The sequence below is a fragment of the Pseudomonas sp. IT-P100 genome (assembly GCF_949767185.1).
GTDB lineage: Bacteria > Pseudomonadota > Gammaproteobacteria > Pseudomonadales > Pseudomonadaceae > Aquipseudomonas > Aquipseudomonas fluorescens_B.
In genome coordinates this window covers 54,466-75,252 of sequence record NZ_CATKQK010000006.1, presented here as the reverse complement: position 1 = coordinate 75,252, position 20,787 = coordinate 54,466, and the positions used below count along the sequence as shown (strand labels likewise).

Below are 20,787 nucleotides of genomic sequence, written 5' to 3'. Positions count from 1 at the left end.
ATTGAATGCGGTTAAAAACAAAAGATTAAAAAACCACTTGGAAAACCGCAAAAGTCGAACAATGCAATTAATTTCAAGATCTAAAAAATAAATAATTAGTACCCTGAAGCCGTCAAAGAATGGTCGCCGGCGTAATGGTAGTTTTTAGGGGACGTCAAAGGGGCTAATATGCCCCGGATTGCCATCAGGAAACCGACCATGCGCTTATCCGAATTCATCAGGCAGCACGTAGACCGTATCGTCGATGAATGGGAGCAGTTCGCCAGAACGATTACCCCGGCAGCCGATCACATGGATCGATTGGCCTTGCGCGATCATGCCAAGGCAATTCTGTTGGCGGCAGCGCGGGACATGACCACCGCGCAAACCGCCCGCGAGCAACTCGCCAAAGCGAAGGGCGAAGGTCCGGAGAAAACCCCGAGTCTGGACGAAGCTGGCGCCAGTCATGGTGAACTGCGGCATACCGTGGGGTTCGACCTGGTGCAGATGACCAGTGAGTTCCGCCATTTGCGCGCCTGTGTGATTCGTCTGTGGGTCGACAGCCTGGAATCGCCGGAACTTGCCCACTTCCAGGACATGATCCGTTTCAACGAAGCCATCGATGAAGCCCTTGCCGAATCCACGGCGGCCTATGCCGAACAGGTCAACCATTCGCGGGACCTGTTTCTGGCGATACTCGGGCATGATCTGCGCGCCCCCTTGCAAGCCGTGAGCATGTCCACTGAAATGCTGATGCGCAAAGCCACGCTTGAGGGCGATGCCTTGGCTTGCGCGATCAACATCAAGCGCGGTGCGCGGCACATGGCGGTGATGGTCAGCGATTTGCTGGAGCTGGTGCGCAGTCGCCTGGGCAAGAGCCTGCCGATTGAACCGAAGCCGATGGACCTGGCCGATGCCGTCCACGCAGCAGTGGCCGAAGCCTGTGCCGGTAATCCGGAGTGCGACCCTATGGTTCATGCAGAGGGGGACACCACCGGCGTCTGGGATGCCGGGCGCCTGGCTCAACTGCTGCAAAACCTGATCGGCAATGCGTTGCAGCATGGGTCGAACAAGCGGGATGTGACGGTGACCCTCACCGGCGAACCGGATACCGTTCGCCTGACGGTGCATAACTTCGGAGCGCCGATTCCCGAAGAGGCCATCGGTACGATCTTCGATCCGCTGGTACGCAGCGCCGATGAAGAACTCGGCCAGCCGTCCACTAGCCTTGGCCTTGGCTTGTTCATCGTCAAGGAAGTGGTCGATGCGCATTCCGGGACGATTGAAGTCAGCTCGAACGAAGTGGACGGAACGCTGTTCACCGTGGTGTTGCCGAGAAACATCTAGGGGTGTTGCGGGAAAAGGCTTTGTGGCGAGGACGCTTGCTCCGGCTGGGCTGCCGAGCAGTACGGTGCGGCGTCCCGACAAGCCCTTGCCACAGGTTCAGTGCTCAGCGCTATTCAGCCACCAACCGCCCCAACCGCTGCTTGAGCATGCGGTTCTCGGCCCGCAGTTGCTGCACCTCTTCAAGCAGGTCGAGCGCCAGGGCGACGCCTTCCCACTCCAGCTCCAGGTCGTGCCGCAGCTTGGCGGCACGCTTGGCCAGGGCCAGCTCATAATCGTTGAAACGCCAATCCTTGGGCTGCTTGCCCTGAGGTTCGAGGATGCCGTGCTCGACGATTTCGATCACGTAGACGTCCGACAAATCGGACGCCTCACAGAATTCTGCCATGTCCAGTTGAACGATCAGGGGGCTGCTCATGATGGGCTACTCCGTCTCTTGGATCAGAAATTTTCTCGCGGGTCGAATGCAGCTTTTTTCGCCAGTTCCTGCCACAACGCCTTGACCTCATCGTTCGAGGTTTTAGGCATGACCGCTTTCAATTGCACGAACAGGTAACCTCGTTGACCGGCCTTGTTCAGCAAGCCATGTCCCTTGGCGCGCATGCGCTGGCCGTTCTGGCTGCCCGCCGGCACCTTGAGGTTGATCTTGCCTGTCAGTGTCGGCACAGCCACTTCGGTGCCCAGTGCCAACTCCCACGGAGCCAGCGGCAGCGTAATGATCAGGTTCTCGCCTTCGACGTCGAACTTCGGATGCGGCGCGAAGCGAATGATCAGGAACAAATCGCCGTTGGCGCCACCGCCGATGCCCGGTGCACCCTGCCCTTTGAGGCGGATGCGCTCGCCGTCGGTCACGCCGGCCGGGATTTTCACGTTCAGGCTTTTGCTGGTGTTGCTGACGTGCTGACCGGCCGCGTTGTACTGCGGCACCTGGAAGGTGACCTTCTTCGATTCGTTCGAGAGGGTTTCTTCCAGAAAGATCCCAAGTTCCATTTCCACGTCTTGCCCTCGACGTCCGGCGCTGCGGCCCGACTGTCCACCACCAAAACCCGGACCACGGTTGCCGAAGATCGAACTGAAGAAGTCCGAAAAATCGCCCGTATCCTGGCCGCCACCGAAACCACCGCCACCACGCCCCTGCCAGCCCGGCGGGCCCTGGAACGGTTGGCCGTGCTGGCCGTACTTGCGCAAGTCGTCGTATTCGGCGCGCTTGTCGGCGCTTTTCAGCGCTTCATAGGCTTCCGAGGCGTCCTTGAACTTGGCCTCGGCGTCCTTTTCCTTGCTGACGTCGGGGTGGTATTTGCGCGCCAGCTTGCGATAAGCCGCTTTGATCGTCTTATCGTCCGCGGTCGGTTCCACACCGAGAATCTTGTAATAGTCTTTGAAGTCCATCGTGGAATCACCATCCCTTATCAAAATCGCGCCGTCACTCGCAGCATGCGCTCATTGGCAGCTGCCGGGTTGACCGATCTCAAGGTTGTGACCGGAGGGCGCATCAGAAGTTTATCGGCAGCAGTGGGCGGTTCTTGCGACCGTCCGATGGCTGCCAGGCTCAATGCAGACAAGTTTGGGGCATTCCGCCAGCTTATCAAGGCGCTATTGGCTGAGATTTAGCGGATAGTCGGCCTTCGAATCTGAGCCGCACTGGCATACACTGCGCGGCCGTTTTTTAACCGGAACCTGAAAGACATGAAAAACGCATCTCCAGCCCGTGCCTGTGGTATCGACTTCGGCACGTCCAACTCCACCGTCGGCTGGCTGCGCCCCGGCATGGAAACGCTGATCGCGCTGGAGGACGACAAGATCACTCTGCCGTCGGTGGTGTTCTTCAACATGGAAGAACGCCGCCCGGTGTACGGCCGGTTGGCGCTGCACGAGTACCTGGAAGGCTACGAAGGCCGGTTGATGCGCTCGCTCAAGAGCCTGCTGGGCTCCAAGCTGATCAAGCACGACACCAGCGTCCTCGGTACGGCGATGCCGTTCAAGGACCTGCTCGGGCTGTTCATCGGCCAGCTGAAGAAGCGCGCCGAAACCGCCGCTGGTCGGGAGTTCGAAGAAGTGGTGCTGGGCCGTCCGGTGTTTTTCGTCGATGACGATGAAATGGCCGACCAGGAAGCGGAGAACACCCTGGTGGACGTCGCCCGCGCCACCGGCTTCAAGGACGTGTCCTTTCAGTACGAGCCGATTGCGGCGGCGTTCGATTATGAGTCGACCATCGAAAAGGAAGAGCTGGTCCTGATCGTCGACATCGGCGGTGGTACGTCCGACTTCTCGCTGGTGCGCCTGTCGCCCGAGCGCCGCAACCACGACAACCGTCACGATGACATCCTCGCCACCGGCGGCGTGCACATCGGCGGGACCGATTTCGACAAGCAGCTGAGCCTGCAAGGCCTGATGCCGCTGTTCGGCTATGGCAGCCGCATGAAGAGCGGCGCCTACATGCCCACCAGCCACCACATGAACCTGGCGACCTGGCACACGATCAACTCGGTGTACTCGCAGAAGTCGACCCTGGCCCTGGGCAGCATGCGTTACGACATCGAAGACACCGGCGGCATCGACCGTCTGTTCAAGCTGATCGAGCAACGCGCCGGGCACTGGCTGGCGATGGAAGTGGAAGAAACCAAGATCCAGCTGACCCACGCCGACAGCCGCCATGTGCCGCTGGACCGCATCGAACCGGGACTGAGCGTGGAGCTGAGCCGGGCGCTGTTCGAATCGGCCATCGACAACCTGCTGGAGCGTGTGCGCAACAGCGTGACCCAACTGCTGAACGACGCCAATGTGCGGGTCGATCAGGTGGATACGGTGTTCTTCACCGGCGGCTCGAGCGGGATTCCGGCGTTGCGCAACAGTGTGTCGGCAATGTTGCCGAATGCGCGGCATGTGGAAGGGAACATCTTTGGCAGCATCGGCAGCGGGTTGGCGATTGAAGCGGCCAAGCGTTACGGCCCGATGGACTGATCCGAAAAACCCTGTGGTGAGGGGATTTATCCCCGCTGGACTGCGCAGCAGTCCCCGCATTTAGCTATGGGGCTGCTTCGCAGCCCTACGGGGATAAATCCCCTCGCCACAGAGATCGACGCGGGATCAAACCATCCCCACCTGCTTCAACTCACTCTTCAGGTACGCGTAATAAATCGGCCCCGCCACCACCCCCGGCAGGCCGAACGCGGCCTCGAACACCAGCATTGCCAGCAGCAACTCCCACGACTTGGCACTGATCTGCCCGCCGACAATGCGCGCGTTGAGGAAGTATTCGAGCTTGTGGATAACAATCAGATAACCCAACGCCGCCACCGCCACCCAGATCGACAGCGACAAACCGACGATGGTGATCAGCGTGTTCGACATCAGGTTGCCGATCACCGGCAGCAGGCCGAGCAGGAAAGTCAGCACGATCAGGGTCTTGGTCAGCGGCAGCTTGATGCCGAACATCGGCAGGACCACCGCCAGGAAAATCCCGGTGAAGAAGGTGTTGAGCAGGGAAATCTTGATCTGGGCGAACACGATGTTGCGAAAGGCCTGCACCAGCAGGTGCAAACGATCGAACAGGGCGGCGGCCAGCGGCTTGCGCTTGGTCACGTCCGGCACACGCTGCAAGGCAATGATCGCCCCCAGCACCATACCGATCAGCAGCGTCACGAACATGTGCGCCGCGTCTTTGCCGACCAGCTGCAAGTCGCTAAGGTGTTTGCTCATCCACTCGCCGATGGCCACGCGGAACTCGGCGGCGCTGGCGGGCAGGTAGGCGTCGATGAACGGCGGCAATTGCCCGCGCGCACGGTCGACCACGCCCATGAATTTATCGAGGGAAGCCCCGGGGTTTTCCGCCTCGTGCAGCAGAAAACTGATGGCCCCGGCAAAGATCAGCGCCAGCACACTGACCACCAGCGTCCCCAGCAATGCCACGGCCAGCCAGCGTGCACGCCGTCCTTCGATCAGCCGCTGCAATTGCGGGGTGAGCATGTTGACCAGTTCGAACACCAGCAAACCGGCGAGCAGGCTTGGCAGCAAGCGCAGCGGAATCACCAGCAGCAAACCACCAAAGATGATGACCCAACTGATCAGCAGCAAGACTTGGCGTTGAGAAAACGTTGGCATACAGCCTCAAAACGAACGGCCTAAAAGGATTGGCAGTCTGCCAGCGTTCGGGTGTCAGCACTAGGGATTGTGTAGGGCGACCTTGGTCGGGGGCTCGGGTGTTTTTTTGTAGTGACCTTGCCGGCCCCATCGCTAGCAGGTTAGCTCCCACAGGGGAATGCATTCCAAGTGTGGGAGCCAGCCTGCTGGCGATGAGATCCTCACAGCCCCCCAGTCCAGTGTTTACTTTTTCTTCAGGCAATCACTCATGAACGCCTTGCGCTCATCCCCCTTGAGGGCTTTGGTCGCCGCATCGGCATTACAGGTTTTCATCTTCTCTTGCTGAGGGGTCAGGGCTTTCGCGTCATTGGCGGCTGGCGCCGCTTTAAGGCAAGTGCTCATGAAGGCTTTGCGCTCGTCGCCCTTGAGGCTTTTCGCGGTAGCGTCGGCATTGCAGGTGGTCATCTTGTTCTGTTGGGCTGTGGCGGCGAAGCCTTGGGAACAGAGCAGCAAACCGATCATCAACAAAGGGACACGCAACATCTTCATGGAGTTTTCTCCTTGTTGCCGCACCGAGGGGTGCGGCCTCATTCTGGAGTGTAGACAAAGCCTGTTACACCTTCCTGTTCTCAAGATGGCTACGGCGATACTGCTCCGGCGTGCACCCGGCCTGACGTTGAAACATCGCGATAAACGCCGAACCGGTGCTGTAACCCATGTCGAAAGCGATTTCCTGAACGCTGCGGTGACTGTCCAGCGCCTCGATCGCTGCCAGAAAGCGCACACGCTGTCGCCACTCGCCGAAACTCATGCCCAGTTCGCGCACAAACTGCCGCGCCAGCGTGCGCTCACTGACGTGAATCTGTGCAGCCCACGCCGACAACGGTCGGTTATCCCCGGGTTCCGCCTGCAAGGCTTCCAGTATCCCGAGCAGCCCGGGGTTGCTGGCGTAGGGCAAGTAGCACTCGTGAACGGGCGCCTGCTGCAACTGGTCCACCAACACCTGCGCCAAGCGCTGGTCCGCAGCCTGTTCGGGAATTTTCACATCTCGGGCGGCGAAGTCCTTGAGAATCGCTTTGAGAATGTCGCTGATCGCCAGGGTGCAAGCCTGCTGTGGCAGCTCCTGGCAGAGCGCCGGTGCGAGGCAGACCGCGCGGTAGTTGATCGGTTGATTGCTGTAAAAACTGTGCTCGATCTGCGGTGGCACCCACACGGCATATTGCGGTGGCGACATGAACCGGCTGCTGCCGATTTCCATGTGCAGGACACCGTTGGCCGAATATTCCAGCGTGCCCCAGGGGTGACGGTGGGCCGAGGCATACTCGTGGGTGTCGAAGTCGGCATAACGGAAGTAGACCGGCGAAGGCAATTCGCTGAAGTCCAACAGGTCGATGTGTTTACTGGTCATCCTGTCCGTCATCCGGGGCGGGTTGTCTGGATCGAAGTATAGGCTTTCATCCAGACAGGCGATAATCACTCCTCATTAACGTTTCTGGTTTTTCCGATGCAATACGCTTATCCCCTGCTGGCCATTTTCATTTGGGCCGGCAACACCGTGATCACCAAAATGTCGGCCGGCGCGATTTTCCCCGCCGAAATCGGTTTTTACCGCTGGCTGCTGGCCGGCTTGTTGTTCACGCCATTCATGCTCAAACCCGTCTTTGCCCATTGGTCGGCCATTCGCCCGAACCTGGGGAAGATTTTCGTCCTCGGCGTGCTCGGCATGGCGGTTTATCAGAGCCTGGCGTATTTCGCGGCGTCGCTGACGTCGGCCACCAACATGGGCATCATCCTGTCGCTGATGCCGTTGATGTCGCTGGCCATGGCGATCATCAGTCTCGGTCAGCGTCTGACGGCGGGCGCGCTGGCCGGTGCCGTGCTGTCGTTTGCCGGGGTGTTGGTGGTGGTCTCGTCCGGCAGCCTCGGTGCTTTGCTGGAGCACGGGGTGAATCTGGGCGATGCGATGATGCTGATCGCCACGCTGGCCTACGCGATCTACAGCACCCTGTTGAAAAAGTGGCAGCTGCGTTTGCCACCGCTGGTGTTGTTGTATCTGCAGGTGTGGGTGGCGGTGGTGGTGCTGTTTCCGCTGTTCGCGGTGTCGCCGAAAATCGGCCCGACGCTGCAGAACATTCCGCTGGTGCTGTATGCCTGCCTGCTGGCGTCGATGGTTGCGCCACTGGCGTGGATGCAGGCCGTGGTGCGCCTGGGGCCGAGCCGGACTACGCAGTTTTTCAATCTGCTGCCGTTGTTGACGGCGCTGATTGCCGCACTGGTGCTGCATGAGCAGTTGGCGATGTATCACCTGGTGGGCGGGGTGTTGACGTTGGGCGGGGTGATTCTTTCGGAGCGCTGGACCACGGTGTTGGGCCGCAAGATTAGCGTCGCCTGATCTGTGGCGAGGGGATTTATCCCCGTTGGGCTGCGAAGCGGCCCCAAAAAAAGGGACTGCTACGCAGTCCAACGGGGATAAATCCCCTCGCCACAACGCGGGTTAAACCCCCGCCGCTTTCAACCGCGCCGCATGCTCGACAAACAACCGGATCGGCTCGGCCCCCTTTCCCACCAGCCCTAGCGACTGGTTGACGATGTCAAAGTGATCCAGCGGATACTCATCGCCAATCACCGTCCCCAGATGCGAGCTGTAGCGCCCGACCATCCCGTCACAATGCCCGGTTTCACGCACGAAGGTTTTGGCAAACAGCCGACAACTGCGGTTGGTCCCGTCGAACAGATTGCGCCCGCGATCGGTCTTGCCCGGCTGCAAGGTGCCGGACCACGAGTAATAGCGCACGCCGTTGACCTCTTCCGGCCCGTGCCCGCCCCACGTGTCAGGCAAGCCCTGTGGATAACGCTGATTGAACAGCGTCACCCCGGCCGTCGTCAGGGACTCATGGGAAGCGTGAATATCCACCGGCAGCCTCGGCCCGCGATAGCCGGTTTCCAGCAGGCTCATCAACGCACCGATGATCCAGAGAAAAAAGGCGAGCAGCCGTCCCTTCACGCTGTCTGCCGGGTAATGCTTGTGCAGGTAATCCGCCAGTTCCGAGCCGTGATTGGGCCCTGCCACCGACGTGACGGACGCCACAAGATCCGGGCGTTTCGCGGCGGCGTAACGGGCGGTCAGCGAGCCCTGGCTGTGGCCGATCAGGTTAACCTTCTCGGCGCCGGTTTCCTGCAGGATCTCGTCGATGCGCGCCAACAATTGCTCACCGCGCACCTCGGTCGAGTGGAGCGGTGAAACCTGCACCGCAATCACCGTCGCCCCTTCTTGGCGCAACGCTCCGACAATCCCGTACCAGTACGGATAAAGCACCAGACGGATAAACCCGAGCATTCCCGGGACCAGCACCAACGGATAACGCGGGGCAGAACCTTGCGACATGGGTGGACGTCCTTGTGATCGGTGAGGTGAAGCAAGGCTGAATGCAAGACATCAGCCAAGCATCGTCATCAAAAATGACAACACGACGACCAGTCTATGACATCCGTCCTACTTCAGCCCTGCCACCCCCGCCACGATCAGCCCCACCGACACCAGTTTGACCACCGTCAGGCTTTCGCCGAGCAACGCAAACCCGAGAAACACGGTGCCCAGCGAACCGATGGCGGTCCAGATCGGGTAAGCGATGCTCACTGGCAACTCACGCATTGCCAGGGTCAGGAAGTAGATCCCGCCTACCGCCGCCACGACCGTGATCAGCGACGGCCAGGGCCGGGTGAAGCCTTCGGCGTACTTCATGCCCATGGCGAAGGTGACTTCAAACCCGGCGGCGATCAGCAAAAACACCCAGGCCATCTAGAACTCCCTGGCCAGCGTCAGCAAACGTTGCTCGGCCTCGGCGACGGAGATTTCAAAGGTGCGCTCGGCGGATTCTTCGCCCTCGGCGGCGACCACGGTGACATCGGTAATGCCGATGAAACCCAACGCCGTGCGCAGCAGGGTATCGGCATGATTCATCGCTTCGAGTTCGCCCCCGGGGCCGAAGCCGAACCCGCCACGGCTGGTGACGATCAGCGCTTTCTTGCCCTTTACCAGCGGCTCGTATTGAGCGACGCCGTTGTCCAGCGTGTGGTTGAACGTCAGCCCGAGCCGCACCACTTGATCGATCCACGCCTTGAGGCCGCTGGGCACGCTGAAGTTGTGCATGGGCGTGGAGATCACCAGCACATCGTGGCCCAGCAATTCACCCACCAGTTGATCGCTGAACGCGAGATCGGCCTGCATCGACAGCGGCCGTGCCTCGGGTTCGGGGTAGAACGCGGCGGCCACAAAGGCTTCGTTGACCGGTGGAATCAAGGCCCGACCGACTTCGCGGCGGGTCAATTGTGATTGCGGGTGACGCGCCTGCCAGGCGCTGAGAAACACTTCGGCCAAGCGCCGGGAGTGGGAACGTTCGCCCCGTGGGCTGGCGTGAATGGCAAGAACTCTGTTCATCTGAATCTCCTGGGGACTAAACTCAAACGGCTTGTGGCGTGCAGATTGAGCTCGCCGCTGACTCGTCTCAAATGAATAAAAATCAGTCTGGATGAATTCATTTCACCCATGGAGTAACCCATGTTCGCCTCGCTGCCGTTGACCGCCCTGCGCGCCTTTGAATCGGCCTCTCGCCTATTGAGCTTCAAGGCCGCCGCCGAAGAACTGTCCGTGACGCCAACGGCGGTTTCCCATCAGATTCGTTCGTTGGAGGGCTGGCTCGGCGTGCCGCTGTTCGAGCGCCTGCCACGGCAGGTTCGCCTGACCGAGTGCGGTGAGCGTCTGTTCCACAGCCTGCACGGCGCTTTTCTGGAAGTGGCCCAGAGCGTCGACACCCTGCGCCCGCAACGCAGCGGCGCGAGCCTGACGATTTCCACCACGGCCGCGTTTGCCGCGCTGTGGCTGGTGCCTCGGCTTGGGCGGTTTTACGCCCGGCATCCGACCATCAGCCTGCGCCTGGACACCCATTGCGAAGTGATCGATTTGCATCAGGACGCCAGTGTCGATCTGGTGGTGCGCTACAGCCTGGATGACTATCCGAACCTTTATGGTCTGTGCCTGTTCGATGAGGCGTTTGGCGTTTATGGCTCGCCTGGACAGGTCGCGCTGGCCCTAAGTGGCCAGGCCCCCACGTTGATCAGCGTGCGCTGGCACAACTCGAAGCTCTACGCCCATGGCTGGGCGGCGTGGTGCGCGCAGTCCGGCGAAACCTGGCTGACGGGGCAACCGGTTGTCCGGGAATACGATGAAGAACATTACGCCCTGCAAGCCGCCATCGCCGGGCAAGGCCTGGTGCTGGCGAGCAATATTCTGGTGTCGGAGAGTGTGGCCAGTGGTTTGCTGGTGGCTTACCGCAGTGACATTCAAGTGCAGGGCGCCGGTTACAGCGCGCTTTGCGTTCCGGGTCGCGAGCGCCATCCGCCCGTGCGTGCATTCTTTGCCTGGCTGCAGGAAGAAGCTCGATTGTCTGGCCTGCTGCCAGGATCGCAGGCTGCGCCGGCGCCTACAGGAAAACGCATGCCCCTGTAGGCGCTGGCTCAGCCTGCGATCTTTCTCGATGGAAATTACATCAAACTTTTCGCCACGCTCATCACTCACAACTAGGTAGTGATCACTTCCCCAGAAGGTGACGCAAACCCGGATCAGCCTCCAAGGAGAACGAGATGAGTGACATGCATTTGTCTGATGTAACGACCCTTCGCGCACGGGCCCGCCAGAACGTCGAGAATGGCGCGGTGACCGAAAGCTACAGCGCCGACCTCGACGAAGTGCTGCGCCTGCTCAACGAATCGCTGGCCACCGAACTGGTCTGCGTCTTGCGCTACAAACGCCACTATTTCATGGCCAACGGCCTCAAAGCCCATGTCGCCGCCGACGAGTTCCTTGAGCACGCGAATCAGGAAGCGGCGCATGCCGACCGATTGGCCGAGCGCATCGTGCAGCTGGGCGGCGAGCCTGAATTCAACCCTGACCTGCTGTCGAAAAACTCCCACGCACAGTACGTGGCCGGTAACTCGCTCAAAGAGATGGTCTACGAGGACCTGGTCGCCGAGCGCATCGCCATCGACAGCTACCGCGAAATCATTCAGTACATCGGCGAGAAAGACCCGACCACCCGGCGCATCTTCGAAGACATCCTGGCTCAGGAAGAAGAGCATGCGGATGATATGGCGGACATTCTGAAAGATTTGTAGCGCCGGACAGACCGCCTTCGCGAGCAAGCCCGCGAAGGCGTCTTGATAGACACCGAAGATTTTACTTGGTGGGTTTAACGGTCACCGGCGCCTTCCCCGCCTTCATCTGCTGCAACAACGGCGCACACTGATTCGGCTCGCCACCACTCGGCGCCACCAGTGCCAACAACCCCGCCGCCGGCGCCGCGATCACACCCAGCGCCACCATCCCCGCGCCACGCAACATCAGCGGCACCGCTTTCACACCGGCATCGGGTTTGATGAACTTGCCCCGTACATACAGCGGCGAACGCAGCGAAATCAAACGCCAGCCCTTGGATTCCGGCGTCACCGTCAGGTCCAGTTGCTCAGTGGCCATGTTCGCCGTGCCGTCGATGTAGATGATTGCGTTCTCGGTATCGAAGACGAACAGCCGCGTGGTGGCCAGGCCCGTCTTGATGTCGAAGTCGGCCGCCGCGCAATTGATCTTCACTTCCTTGTCACCAAAGATCTTGCCGACCACATAGTTGCCGACGTTGAGTCCGGCCAGCTCCATCAGCTCGCGACTGATCGCCCCGTCGTTGATCAGCATTTTCAGATTGCCGTTGGCCGAACCCAGCAGTTTTGCCACCGAGTTGCCACGACCATTGATGTCGGCATCGCCATTGAGCTCGCCGAAACTGGTCTTCATCGGCTCGAAGGTGGGGAATAGCTGCTTGAGCTTGAACCCGCGCGCGGTCAGCTTGGCATTGCCTTCCAACGGCTCGGTACGTCCGTTGAGGCGAATCTGCGCATCCAGCTTGCCGCCGGCCACACCGAAGCGCAGGGGCTCGAGGCTGAGCACGCCGTCGGTCAGCACCAGGTGGGTATAAAGGTCATTGAACGGCAGTTTTTCACTGTGGACGATGCGTTTACCGGTGAATTCGACATCGGCGTCCATGTCACGCCAGCGCTCGGTCTTGAACTCTTCGACCGGTAGCACTTTGTCCGCCGGTTGCTTGCTTTCACCGCCACGGGCCTTTTGTTTGGCGTTGGAGTCGGCGCCAATCAAGGGTGCAAGGTCAGCAAACAACAGCTGATTGGAGAGCAGTGAACCGCTGAGTTTCGGCCGTGGCTCGCTGGCGACGTAGGCCAGGCTGCCATGAATGTCGCTCTCGCCGATCTTGCCGTTGAACGCTTCATAACGGAACACCGCGCCGCCGGCCTCGTGCAACTTGGCGATCAAGTGGCCGTCGGTGGCGTAGGGCGGCGTATCCGGCAGGGTCACGCCAGTCAGCGGATAGAGGTTGCCCAGGCTGCTTCCGGCCAGTTTCAGTCGCAGGTCCAATGCGCCGAGATTGAGTGGATCGGTCAGCGTACCCGCGAGTTCGACGCTGGTGTCAGCGATCTTGACCTGGGCCTGGAGCGGGAACGGTCGGGCCGAATCCTGCAACGCCAGCAAACCGCCGACCTTGCCGTCTCCAGCGAGTTTCTGGCCGTGATATTGGCCTTTGACCTTCAGCGCAAACGCGTAATCCTGGGGTGCAGCACCCTTCTCCAGCGCGGTTTTCGCCGCTTTGTCGCCGACGATTTCGCCGAACGGAATCGGTTTGCCCAGTGGGTCGATGATCAGGTCGAGCTGCGTTTTCAGGCTCTGGTCGTCAAGGGTGACGTGGCCTTTGTCGAAGCCGATTGCGCCGATGTCGACCACCCAATTTGAAGGCTCGGCGTTCGGGTCTTCCGGGTCGAACTTGAACGTCCAGTTCGCGCGGCCATCGGCCAGTCGCTGGAGGTCTGCGTTCGGTTCGGTCAAGTCAATGCGCGGGATCGCCACGCGTTGAGCCAGCAATGCCAGCGGCGACAGGCGCAGCTCGACGCGTTTGAGCGTGACCATCTGCGGCTGCTTCGACCACTCAGGGTTGCCGAGGCTCAGGTCCTCTGCCACCACATGCGGCCACGGCACCCACGCCCGCCAACCACCCTCGTCGAGCTCGCGCTGCCAGACCACCGCCAGGTTGCCATTGATGGCAAACGGTCGATGCAGTTCTTCGGAGACTTTGGAGTTGATGGTCGGTTTGATCCGGTTCCAATCGAAGAACACGATGATCAGAACCAGTATCGCCAGCAACACAACCAGGCTGGCAAAGGTCCAGGCAAAAATCTTGGGGGTGCGCGTCATTGCACAGGGCTCCTGAATACGACTGAGCGCCCTGACTGCGACGCACGTGTGAAACGTTAGGCCAGAACCGGCCTGCCATGAAATCTAGGACTGGGAAACGGCGCGCAGGTTTAACCGAAATGGGCTTAACGTTCAAATAATCGGTCGGGGACACCCTGCTCTCGCAAACCCGGCGTTACCGCCCCCGCACTTTTGCGCGGCACGAGTGGGTCGAAAATACCCACACCAGTGCAAAAAGCCTCGCCGGAGAGGCCCGTTCTAGAGCCTTCCCAGGGAACAATCAATTCTGTTGATTATTACCATTGCGTTTATGAACTTTTATATCGACTTATCGAGAGTAGCATTGCCCTCGTACCCACTTTATCGCCCTCCCACGGAGCACCCAATCATGAAACGCCAATTACTGCTTAGCCTTTCCCTCTCACTGCTGGCCAGCACCGCTTTCGCTCTGCCAGCTGCTGACCAGGCAACCCCACAAGTGAAAGCCGCCCACTCGGTGTTCAGCCAGACCGTTGCCGAAGGTGGTAACGATCGCCTGAAAGAAAAAGGCCTGATCACTCAAGATGGCTCGGACCGTACCCCACAAGGCCAGTCCCTTGCCGCTGACGGTTCGGATCGCACCCCACAAGGTCAAACCCTGGCTGCTGACGGTTCCGATCGCACTCCACAAGGTCAAACCCTGGCCGCTGACGGTTCCGATCGCACTCCACAAGGTCAAACCCTGGCCGCTGACGGTTCCGATCGCACCCCACAAGGTCAAACTCTGGCCGCTGACGGTTCCGATCGCACTCCACAAGGTCAAACCCTGGCCGCTGACGGTTCCGATCGCACTCCACAAGGTCAAACCCTGGCTGCTGACGGTTCCGATCGCACCCCACAAGGTCAAATCCTCGCTGAAGGTGGTGGTGACCGCGTGATCCAACGCAACAGCGCTTTGAGCTGAGCCCATGGCGGCCCTGAAAAAAAGCCCAATCCACGGATTGGGCTTTTGATTTTATAGAAGTACCCCTTCTCTACCCGCCCCTCTTTTAGGTGTCCCCCGATCGTCGTTCGACGCCAGCAAAGCCGATTTGCTAGAGTGCGTCGCTGTCTTGTCCAGAAAAACACCCTTGCGATGCTGCCCCGCGCCGAACAGAAACAACAAACCCGCAACGCCCTGATGGACGCTGCCCGCCATTTGATGGAATGCGGCCGAGGATTCGGCAGCCTGAGCCTGCGCGAAGTGGCGAAAACCGCCGGCATCGTTCCCACCGGTTTCTACCGGCATTTTTCCGATATGGATGAACTGGGCCTGGTACTGGTGAGCGAAGTCGGTCAGACCTTCCGCGAAACCATCCGCCTGGTGCGCCACAACGAATTCGTGATGGGCGGCATCATCGATGCCTCGGTGCGGATCTTTCTCGACGTGGTGTCGGCCAATCGTTCGCAATTCCTGTTTCTCGCCCGCGAGCAGTACGGCGGTTCGCTGCCGGTGCGCCTGGCCATCGGACGGTTGCGCGAAGACATCAGCTCGGACCTGGCGGCCGACTTGTCATTGATGCCAAAGCTGCAACACCTGGACATCGCCGGCCTGAGTGTCATGGCCGACCTGATTGTTAAAAGCGTGTTCGCAACCTTGCCCGACATCATTGATCCACCGGCAGAAGCATTGCCCGAGCATCTGACGCCGCAGGCAAAAATCACTCAGCAGTTGCGGTTTATCTTTATCGGGCTGAAGCATTGGCAGGGACTCGGCAGTACCGAATAACCCCGCTTTCATCACAACACCTAACACCAGCAAGCCGGTCCCTACCCAGTTGTGCAACGCGCGACTGATCGGGAGCACACCGCGCGCCATCATTTGGTGCGCCCAACAATGCCGCGCACCAAATTACTACAACAATCTGAAACATAACCGTCGCTCCGACAGGCATTTCCTACACATCCCCCGATTGGCAAGCCCCTTGCTCTAACCACAGCAATGTCCATTGCTGGAAGCCTTCCGATGCTGGTGATTCACCGCAGAATCGACCCTCAACCCGTCTGGGCCGCTGAGTTGCACCTGACCTTCGAAGCCCGGAGCAAAAGCCGCTTGCGCTGTTTCAGTGCCGAAGGTGAAGACGTCGGGTTGTTTTTGGAGCGCGGTCAGTCGCCGCTGTATGACGGCGAATGCCTACAGGCTGAAGACGGTCGCATCGTCCGCGTCTGTGCCCACCCCGAACACCTGCTGCACGTCACCTGCGCCAACGCTTTCGAGCTGACCCGCGCGGCTTATCACCTCGGCAATCGCCACGTCGCCCTGCAAGTCGGCGATGGCTGGTTGCGTCTGCTCGATGACTACGTGCTCAAGGCGATGCTCGAGCAACTTGATGCCAGGGTCGAAAACATCGAGGCGCCGTTCCAGCCGGAGCACGGCGCCTATGGCGGTGGCCATCACCATTCGCGGCATGGCGACGAGGATTTCAACTACCCGCCGAAACTGCACCAGTTCGGCGTACGCCTATGAACCCGGCCTGGGCGCTGCTGCGCCTGGCCAGTCCGCAATTGCCGATTGGCGGCTACAGCTATTCCCAAGGCCTGGAAATGGCGGTGGATAACGGTCGGGTGAAGGATTCCGACAGCGCCCGACGCTGGATCAGCGATCAGTTGCTGCTGAACCTCGCGCGTTTCGAAGCGCCGCTGCTACTCGCCCATTGCGTGGCCGCCGCCGAAGAAAACTGGGGCGAATTGCTGCAACGCTGCGAGGAACACCGCGCCAGCCGGGAAACCCGCGAGTTACATCAGGAAAGCCGGCAGATGGGTTATTCCTTGCAGCAACTGCTCAACGGCTTGCCGGAACTCGATGCCCCGGCCCGCGCCTTTCTCGATCAGCGTCCCGAACCACACCTGGCCCTCGGCTGGGCACTGGCCGCGCGCGCCTGGCGCATCAGTCCGCAGGACGCGCTGGCGGCCTGGCTGTGGAGCTGGCTGGAAAACCAGCTGGCGGTGCTGATGAAGACCCTGCCGATGGGGCAGCAAGCCGCGCAACGCCTGACCAGCGAATTGCTGCCGCTATTGCAGCAAGCCCAGCAGAACGCCACCCGAATCAACCCCGAACACTACGGCAGCGCCGCTTTCGGCCTGTCCCTGGCGTGCATGGCCCATGAGCGCCAGTACAGCCGCCTGTTCCGTTCCTAGGGCCTGTTACTTTGGAGAATCACATGAACACACAACCTCTGCGCGTCGGCATCGGCGGCCCGGTCGGTTCCGGCAAAACCGCTTTGACGCTGGCCCTGTGCCTGGCGCTGCGCGACCGCTACAACCTGGCCGTCGTGACCAATGACATCTACACCCGCGAAGACGCTGACTTTCTGGTGCGCAACGAAGCCCTGGCGCCGGAGCGGATCATCGGCGTGGAAACCGGCGGCTGCCCGCACACGGCGATCCGCGAAGACGCCTCGATCAACCTCGAAGCCGTGGATCAACTTAACCGCCGCTTTCCCGGGCTGGACCTGATTCTGGTGGAGTCCGGTGGCGACAATCTGTCGGCCACGTTCAGCCCGGAACTGTCGGACCTGACGATCTACGTGATCGACGTCTCGGCCGGCGACAAGCTGCCGCGCAAGGGTGGGCCGGGGATCTGTAAATCCGACCTGCTGGTGATCAACAAGATCGACCTCGCCCCCTTGGTGGGCGCGTCGCTGGAGATGATGGACAGCGACACCCAGCGCATGCGCAACGGCAAACCGTTTGTCTTCAGCAACCAGAAAACCGGGCTGGGCCTGGAAGAAATCATCGCGTTCATCGAACGCCAGGGCCTGCTGACCGCAGCCTGATCACGACCACACCTATCAACAAGGAAGCTTATCCATGTCTCTTAAACGCATTCTCGGCGCCATGGCCCTGCTGCTGACCCCGGCCATCGCCTTTGCCCACCCCGGGCACGGCGACAATGGTTTGATCGCCGGTATCAGCCATCCGATCGGCGGCCTCGATCACTTGCTGGCGATGGTTGCGGTCGGGTTGTGGGCGGCGCAGCAGAAAGGCGCCGCACGCTGGGCGCTGCCGTGCACGTTTGTCGGCACCCTGTTGATCGGCGGACTGCTGGGTTTTGAAGGGCTCAACCTGCCGGCGCTGGAAAGCGGGATCGCCGCATCGGTGCTGGCGCTGGGCCTGGCGGTGGCACTGGCGGTGCGTCCGCCATTGGGCATGGCGGTGGGTGCGACGGCGCTGTTTGCGCTGTTCCATGGCGTGGCGCATGGGCTGGAATTGCCGGAAATGTCGAGCCCGTGGGCGTATGCCGCAGGGTTTGTAGTGGCGACGGCAGCCTTGCACGCGGCGGGTTATGCGGTGGTTCGTGTGTTGCCGCAGGCGGCGGCGCCGTTGGTTCGGCTGGCGGGCGCGGTTTCGGCGGCGGCTGGAGTGTGGTTGTTGGCGGGTTGATTTTCTACCGTCAGTGATGGCCCCCTCGCGGGCAAGCCCGCACACACGTGTACACAGAACCAATGTCGGGAGCGGGCTTGAGATGCGTGTGCGCAGAACCAATGCGGGCTTGCCCGCGAAGGCGGCCTGACAGACACCGCAACTCTCAGGCCTGTTAACATGGCGCGCAATCGACCCTGCCGTGACGACGCCAGCCAATGCCTCATTCTCCCCGCTCCGCCTCCCAGCCTGACTTGATCGCTCTGTTCTCCTCAGTGCATCAGCATTTCCAGGACGTGATCGTGCCCCTCTGGCAAGGCCCGGGCTGGAACGCCGAACTGGCCCTGCCCTACGAGGCGCTGGACGCCGGACATCTGCCCTTGCCACCTCAACGCTACCGGGCCATGGCCTGCGCGCGGCAGTTGTATCTGTTTTCCAGCCTGATCGGCCAGATACCCGGCGCCGAAGAGCGTGCCGCGGCGCTGTTCCGCTCGTTGCAGCAACATTTCCATGACGCCGAACACGGTGGCTGGTTCTACAGCATCGATCCGCAAGGCGCGCCGCTGGACCAGCGCAAGGATCTCTACACCCACGCCTTCATTCTCTTCGCCTGCGCCCATTACTGGGACAAGGTTCGCGAACCGCTGGTGGAGTCAGTGCTCAACGCCGTGCTGGAAGTGGTTGCGCAGCGTTTCGCCACGGGCGACGGCCTGTACGAAGCTTGCCTTGAACGTGACTGGTCGTCGCTGAATACCGGGCCGCTGCAAAACCCGCTGATGCACCTGGCCGAAGCCTTCCTCGCCACACTGTCGGTGCGTGAAGACCTCGCAGTGCAGCGCGCGCTCGTCGAGTTATGCACAGCCATGCAGAAGCGCTTTATCGATTCGCAGCACGGTGTGCTGATGGAAAAACCGCTGGGTGCTGTGGATAACTGGTTTGAACCGGGGCATCAGTTCGAGTGGTATTTCCTGCTGGAGTCTTCACCGTTGTTGCGCGGCTCCAAACTGCACGCCTCCCTGGAACGCGCCTTTGCGTACACAGAGCAGTTGGGTGTCGATCAATCGAGTGGGGCGGTGCGGGCAATGCTCACGCTCGATGGGCAATCGAAGGATGGCACCCAACGCATCTGGGCCCAGGCTGAATACCTGCGTGCGCTGACCTTGCGTCCACACAGCAAGGCATCGGTATTGCGCCAATTGCAGGCACTGCAACAGCGCTCCCTGCATTCGGAGGGCTGGTATGAGTGTCGCAATGAAAACGGTGAAGTGAGCCGCCAGGACATGCCTTCGACCACGCCTTATCACTTGGCGACCTGCTATCGCGGATTGGCCGATTATCTCGGCTAAATCCTCTGTGGCGAGGGAGCTTGCTCCCGCTGGGCCGCGAAGCGGCCCCGCTTACCCCTGAAAAGAAAGGGACTGCTGTGCAGTCCAACGGGAGCAAGCTCCCTCGCCATAATTACGCCTTGGCTCCGTTACGCTCAATCGCAAACCCGCTCCACGTCTGGCTCACCGGCATCAGCTCAAGGCTGTTGATGTTGATGTGTGCCGGCGCATTGAGCACCCAGAAAATGGTCTCGGCGATGTCTTGTGGCTGGATTGGCTCCGCACCGGCGTAGGTCGCGTTATAGCGTTCCTGATCACCGGCAAAACGCACCAGCGAGAATTCGCTCTCGCACAGGCCCGGTTCAATGTTGCTGACTCGCACGCCCGTGCCCTGCAGGTCACAGCGCAGGTTCAGCGAGAACTGTTTGACGAACGCCTTGCTCGCGCCATACACGTGGCTGCCTGGATACGGGTAGTTGCCGGCGATGGAACCGAGGTTGACGATGCTGGCGCCACGGCCGTGGGCGATCAGGCGTGGCAGCAGCAGGCGAGTGCTGTACATCAGGCCCTTGATGTTGGTGTCGACCATCGTGTCCCAATCATCAAGGTTGCACTTCGGCGCCGGGTCCACGCCGAGCGCCAGGCCGGCGTTATTGATCAGCCCGCGCAGCTTGGCGAAGGAAGGCGGCAGGTTGGCAATCGCCTCCTCCATGGCCTTGCGATCACGCACGTCGAGCACCAGGCCATGGACCTCGGTCTGCTTCGACAACTCGGCGCACAGGGCATTGAGGCGTTCTTCACGACGACCTGTCAGCACCAGTTTCCAGCCAGCCTCGGCAAAACGACGGGCACAGGCTTCACCAAAACCGGAAGTCGCGCCGGTAATAAACAGGGTGTTGGACATCGTGTTCTCCTTGCTTCGGCCGACGGGCAGCCATTGGAATAGAAAATCAGCTGGCAGCATGCCCGGCCTTGCCGACAGCGGCAACCACCACAAAAGCTGTATGAAAAACGATCAATGTCAGCGGCGCCTTATCCCCCGTGGCCTGCAGCCATGTACGCGCACGTTATCCACAGGCCGGTCCACAGTTTCCGGGGGCAAGTGAAAAAGCTGAAAGCCGCTGTGCACAAGGCTTTGCGGGCAAATTACAAAGTTTTTTGCTTGACCCTGAAGCGCTCACTGTGTAGCCCGTGGCATTTTGCACGATCGACCCGGTAAACCAGCGATGGCGCCGAGCCAGTAACTACGGCCCTCAGCCGACTCTTTCCAGAGTTTAACCACAGACTTATCCACAGGCATCACCCCTCCGTTCCGGACTGATTTCCCAGCCAATAAAAAGGTTGACAAAGCCGAGCCCCAGTCGCGTAAAA

At 60.5% G+C, this 20,787-nt stretch carries 22 protein-coding genes; 12 read left to right on the top strand and 10 right to left on the bottom strand.

Features of this window, described 5'->3' with window-relative positions:
* Positions 1-198 precede the first annotated feature (198 nt).
* Positions 199-1,326: a sensor histidine kinase gene (locus ACM6IQ_RS05185; protein ID WP_414878190.1), complete on the top strand. Its 1,128-nt coding sequence runs from the start codon at positions 199-201 to the stop codon at positions 1,324-1,326.
* Positions 1,327-1,435: 109 nt separating this feature from the next.
* Here the strand turns inward: ACM6IQ_RS05185 and ACM6IQ_RS05180 are convergent, their stop codons facing one another.
* Positions 1,436-1,741 carry a chaperone modulator CbpM gene (locus ACM6IQ_RS05180; RefSeq protein WP_414878189.1) on the bottom strand — a complete coding sequence of 102 codons (306 nt, stop codon included), beginning with the start codon at positions 1,739-1,741 and terminating at the stop codon, positions 1,436-1,438.
* Positions 1,742-1,764: 23 nt separating this feature from the next.
* Positions 1,765-2,712 (bottom strand): DnaJ C-terminal domain-containing protein, encoded by a 948-nt coding sequence (locus ACM6IQ_RS05175; RefSeq protein WP_017336303.1) that lies wholly within the window; start codon positions 2,710-2,712, stop codon positions 1,765-1,767.
* A 297-nt stretch (positions 2,713-3,009) separates the two neighbouring features.
* Between ACM6IQ_RS05175 and ACM6IQ_RS05170 the strand changes: the two genes are divergently transcribed.
* Positions 3,010-4,284: an Hsp70 family protein gene (locus tag ACM6IQ_RS05170; RefSeq protein WP_414878188.1), complete on the top strand. Its 1,275-nt coding sequence runs from the start codon at positions 3,010-3,012 to the stop codon at positions 4,282-4,284.
* Between the two features lie 126 nt (positions 4,285-4,410).
* Here the strand turns inward: ACM6IQ_RS05170 and ACM6IQ_RS05165 are convergent, their stop codons facing one another.
* The 3 genes from ACM6IQ_RS05165 to ACM6IQ_RS05155 all read right to left on the bottom strand — a co-directional run bounded on the left by ACM6IQ_RS05165 (position 4,411) and on the right by ACM6IQ_RS05155 (position 6,811).
* On the bottom strand, positions 4,411-5,424 hold the full coding sequence (locus ACM6IQ_RS05165; protein WP_017336301.1) for an AI-2E family transporter: 1,014 nt from the start codon (positions 5,422-5,424) through the stop codon (positions 4,411-4,413).
* Positions 5,425-5,646: 222 nt separating this feature from the next.
* Complete coding sequence (locus ACM6IQ_RS05160) at positions 5,647-5,952, bottom strand: PsiF family protein (RefSeq protein WP_084319263.1); 306 nt, start codon at positions 5,950-5,952, stop codon at positions 5,647-5,649.
* 64 nt (positions 5,953-6,016) lie between these two features.
* The gene (locus ACM6IQ_RS05155) at positions 6,017-6,811 is read right to left on the bottom strand and encodes an AraC family transcriptional regulator (protein ID WP_414878187.1); all 795 of its coding nucleotides are present in this window, start codon (positions 6,809-6,811) and stop codon (positions 6,017-6,019) included.
* Positions 6,812-6,907: 96 nt separating this feature from the next.
* Between ACM6IQ_RS05155 and ACM6IQ_RS05150 the strand changes: the two genes are divergently transcribed.
* Positions 6,908-7,795, top strand: a complete 888-nt coding sequence (locus ACM6IQ_RS05150; protein WP_017336298.1) for a DMT family transporter — start codon at positions 6,908-6,910, stop codon at positions 7,793-7,795.
* 102 nt (positions 7,796-7,897) lie between these two features.
* On the opposite strand, the gene ACM6IQ_RS05145 is transcribed toward ACM6IQ_RS05150, so the two are convergent.
* The 3 genes from ACM6IQ_RS05145 to ACM6IQ_RS05135 form a co-directional block, all read right to left on the bottom strand.
* Entirely contained in the window at positions 7,898-8,788 is an 891-nt protein-coding gene (locus tag ACM6IQ_RS05145) for an esterase/lipase family protein (protein ID WP_414878186.1), read from the bottom strand.
* Positions 8,789-8,896: 108 nt separating this feature from the next.
* Positions 8,897-9,202 carry a DMT family transporter gene (locus ACM6IQ_RS05140; RefSeq protein WP_017336296.1) on the bottom strand — a complete coding sequence of 102 codons (306 nt, stop codon included), beginning with the start codon at positions 9,200-9,202 and terminating at the stop codon, positions 8,897-8,899.
* The gene (locus ACM6IQ_RS05135; RefSeq protein ID WP_414878185.1) at positions 9,203-9,841 is read right to left on the bottom strand and encodes an FMN-dependent NADH-azoreductase; all 639 of its coding nucleotides are present in this window, start codon (positions 9,839-9,841) and stop codon (positions 9,203-9,205) included.
* A 120-nt stretch (positions 9,842-9,961) separates the two neighbouring features.
* On the opposite strand from ACM6IQ_RS05135, the gene ACM6IQ_RS05130 reads away from it, so the two are divergent.
* Both ACM6IQ_RS05130 and ACM6IQ_RS05125 read left to right on the top strand, forming a co-directional pair.
* Positions 9,962-10,909 (top strand): LysR substrate-binding domain-containing protein, encoded by a 948-nt coding sequence (locus ACM6IQ_RS05130; RefSeq protein ID WP_017336294.1) that lies wholly within the window; start codon positions 9,962-9,964, stop codon positions 10,907-10,909.
* A gap of 134 nt (positions 10,910-11,043) precedes the next feature.
* Complete coding sequence (locus tag ACM6IQ_RS05125) at positions 11,044-11,574, top strand: ferritin-like domain-containing protein (RefSeq protein ID WP_017336293.1); 531 nt, start codon at positions 11,044-11,046, stop codon at positions 11,572-11,574.
* Between the two features lie 61 nt (positions 11,575-11,635).
* Here the strand turns inward: ACM6IQ_RS05125 and ACM6IQ_RS05120 are convergent, their stop codons facing one another.
* The gene (locus ACM6IQ_RS05120; protein WP_414878184.1) at positions 11,636-13,711 is read right to left on the bottom strand and encodes an AsmA family protein; all 2,076 of its coding nucleotides are present in this window, start codon (positions 13,709-13,711) and stop codon (positions 11,636-11,638) included.
* A 388-nt stretch (positions 13,712-14,099) separates the two neighbouring features.
* On the opposite strand from ACM6IQ_RS05120, the gene ACM6IQ_RS05115 reads away from it, so the two are divergent.
* The 7 genes from ACM6IQ_RS05115 (at position 14,100) to ACM6IQ_RS05085 (ending at position 19,437) form a co-directional block, all read left to right on the top strand.
* Positions 14,100-14,654, top strand: a complete 555-nt coding sequence (locus tag ACM6IQ_RS05115) for a hypothetical protein (protein WP_414878183.1) — start codon at positions 14,100-14,102, stop codon at positions 14,652-14,654.
* A 171-nt stretch (positions 14,655-14,825) separates the two neighbouring features.
* Positions 14,826-15,458 carry a TetR family transcriptional regulator gene (locus ACM6IQ_RS05110; RefSeq protein ID WP_017336290.1) on the top strand — a complete coding sequence of 211 codons (633 nt, stop codon included), beginning with the start codon at positions 14,826-14,828 and terminating at the stop codon, positions 15,456-15,458.
* Positions 15,459-15,695: 237 nt separating this feature from the next.
* A complete protein-coding gene (gene ureE / locus ACM6IQ_RS05105) occupies positions 15,696-16,196 on the top strand; it encodes an urease accessory protein UreE (RefSeq protein ID WP_017336289.1) in 501 nt (166 codons plus the stop codon).
* Positions 16,193-16,867: an urease accessory protein UreF gene (locus ACM6IQ_RS05100; protein ID WP_414878182.1), complete on the top strand. Its 675-nt coding sequence runs from the start codon at positions 16,193-16,195 to the stop codon at positions 16,865-16,867. Before ureE ends, ACM6IQ_RS05100 begins: the two co-directional genes overlap by 4 nt.
* A gap of 23 nt (positions 16,868-16,890) precedes the next feature.
* Positions 16,891-17,505 carry an urease accessory protein UreG gene (gene ureG / locus ACM6IQ_RS05095; RefSeq protein WP_017336287.1) on the top strand — a complete coding sequence of 205 codons (615 nt, stop codon included), beginning with the start codon at positions 16,891-16,893 and terminating at the stop codon, positions 17,503-17,505.
* Between the two features lie 34 nt (positions 17,506-17,539).
* Positions 17,540-18,112 carry a HupE/UreJ family protein gene (locus ACM6IQ_RS05090; protein ID WP_017336286.1) on the top strand — a complete coding sequence of 191 codons (573 nt, stop codon included), beginning with the start codon at positions 17,540-17,542 and terminating at the stop codon, positions 18,110-18,112.
* Between the two features lie 197 nt (positions 18,113-18,309).
* Positions 18,310-19,437: an AGE family epimerase/isomerase gene (locus tag ACM6IQ_RS05085; protein ID WP_031318325.1), complete on the top strand. Its 1,128-nt coding sequence runs from the start codon at positions 18,310-18,312 to the stop codon at positions 19,435-19,437.
* Positions 19,438-19,549: 112 nt separating this feature from the next.
* On the opposite strand, the gene ACM6IQ_RS05080 is transcribed toward ACM6IQ_RS05085, so the two are convergent.
* On the bottom strand, positions 19,550-20,320 hold the full coding sequence (locus tag ACM6IQ_RS05080; protein ID WP_017336284.1) for an SDR family oxidoreductase: 771 nt from the start codon (positions 20,318-20,320) through the stop codon (positions 19,550-19,552).
* Positions 20,321-20,787: the final 467 nt, after the last annotated feature.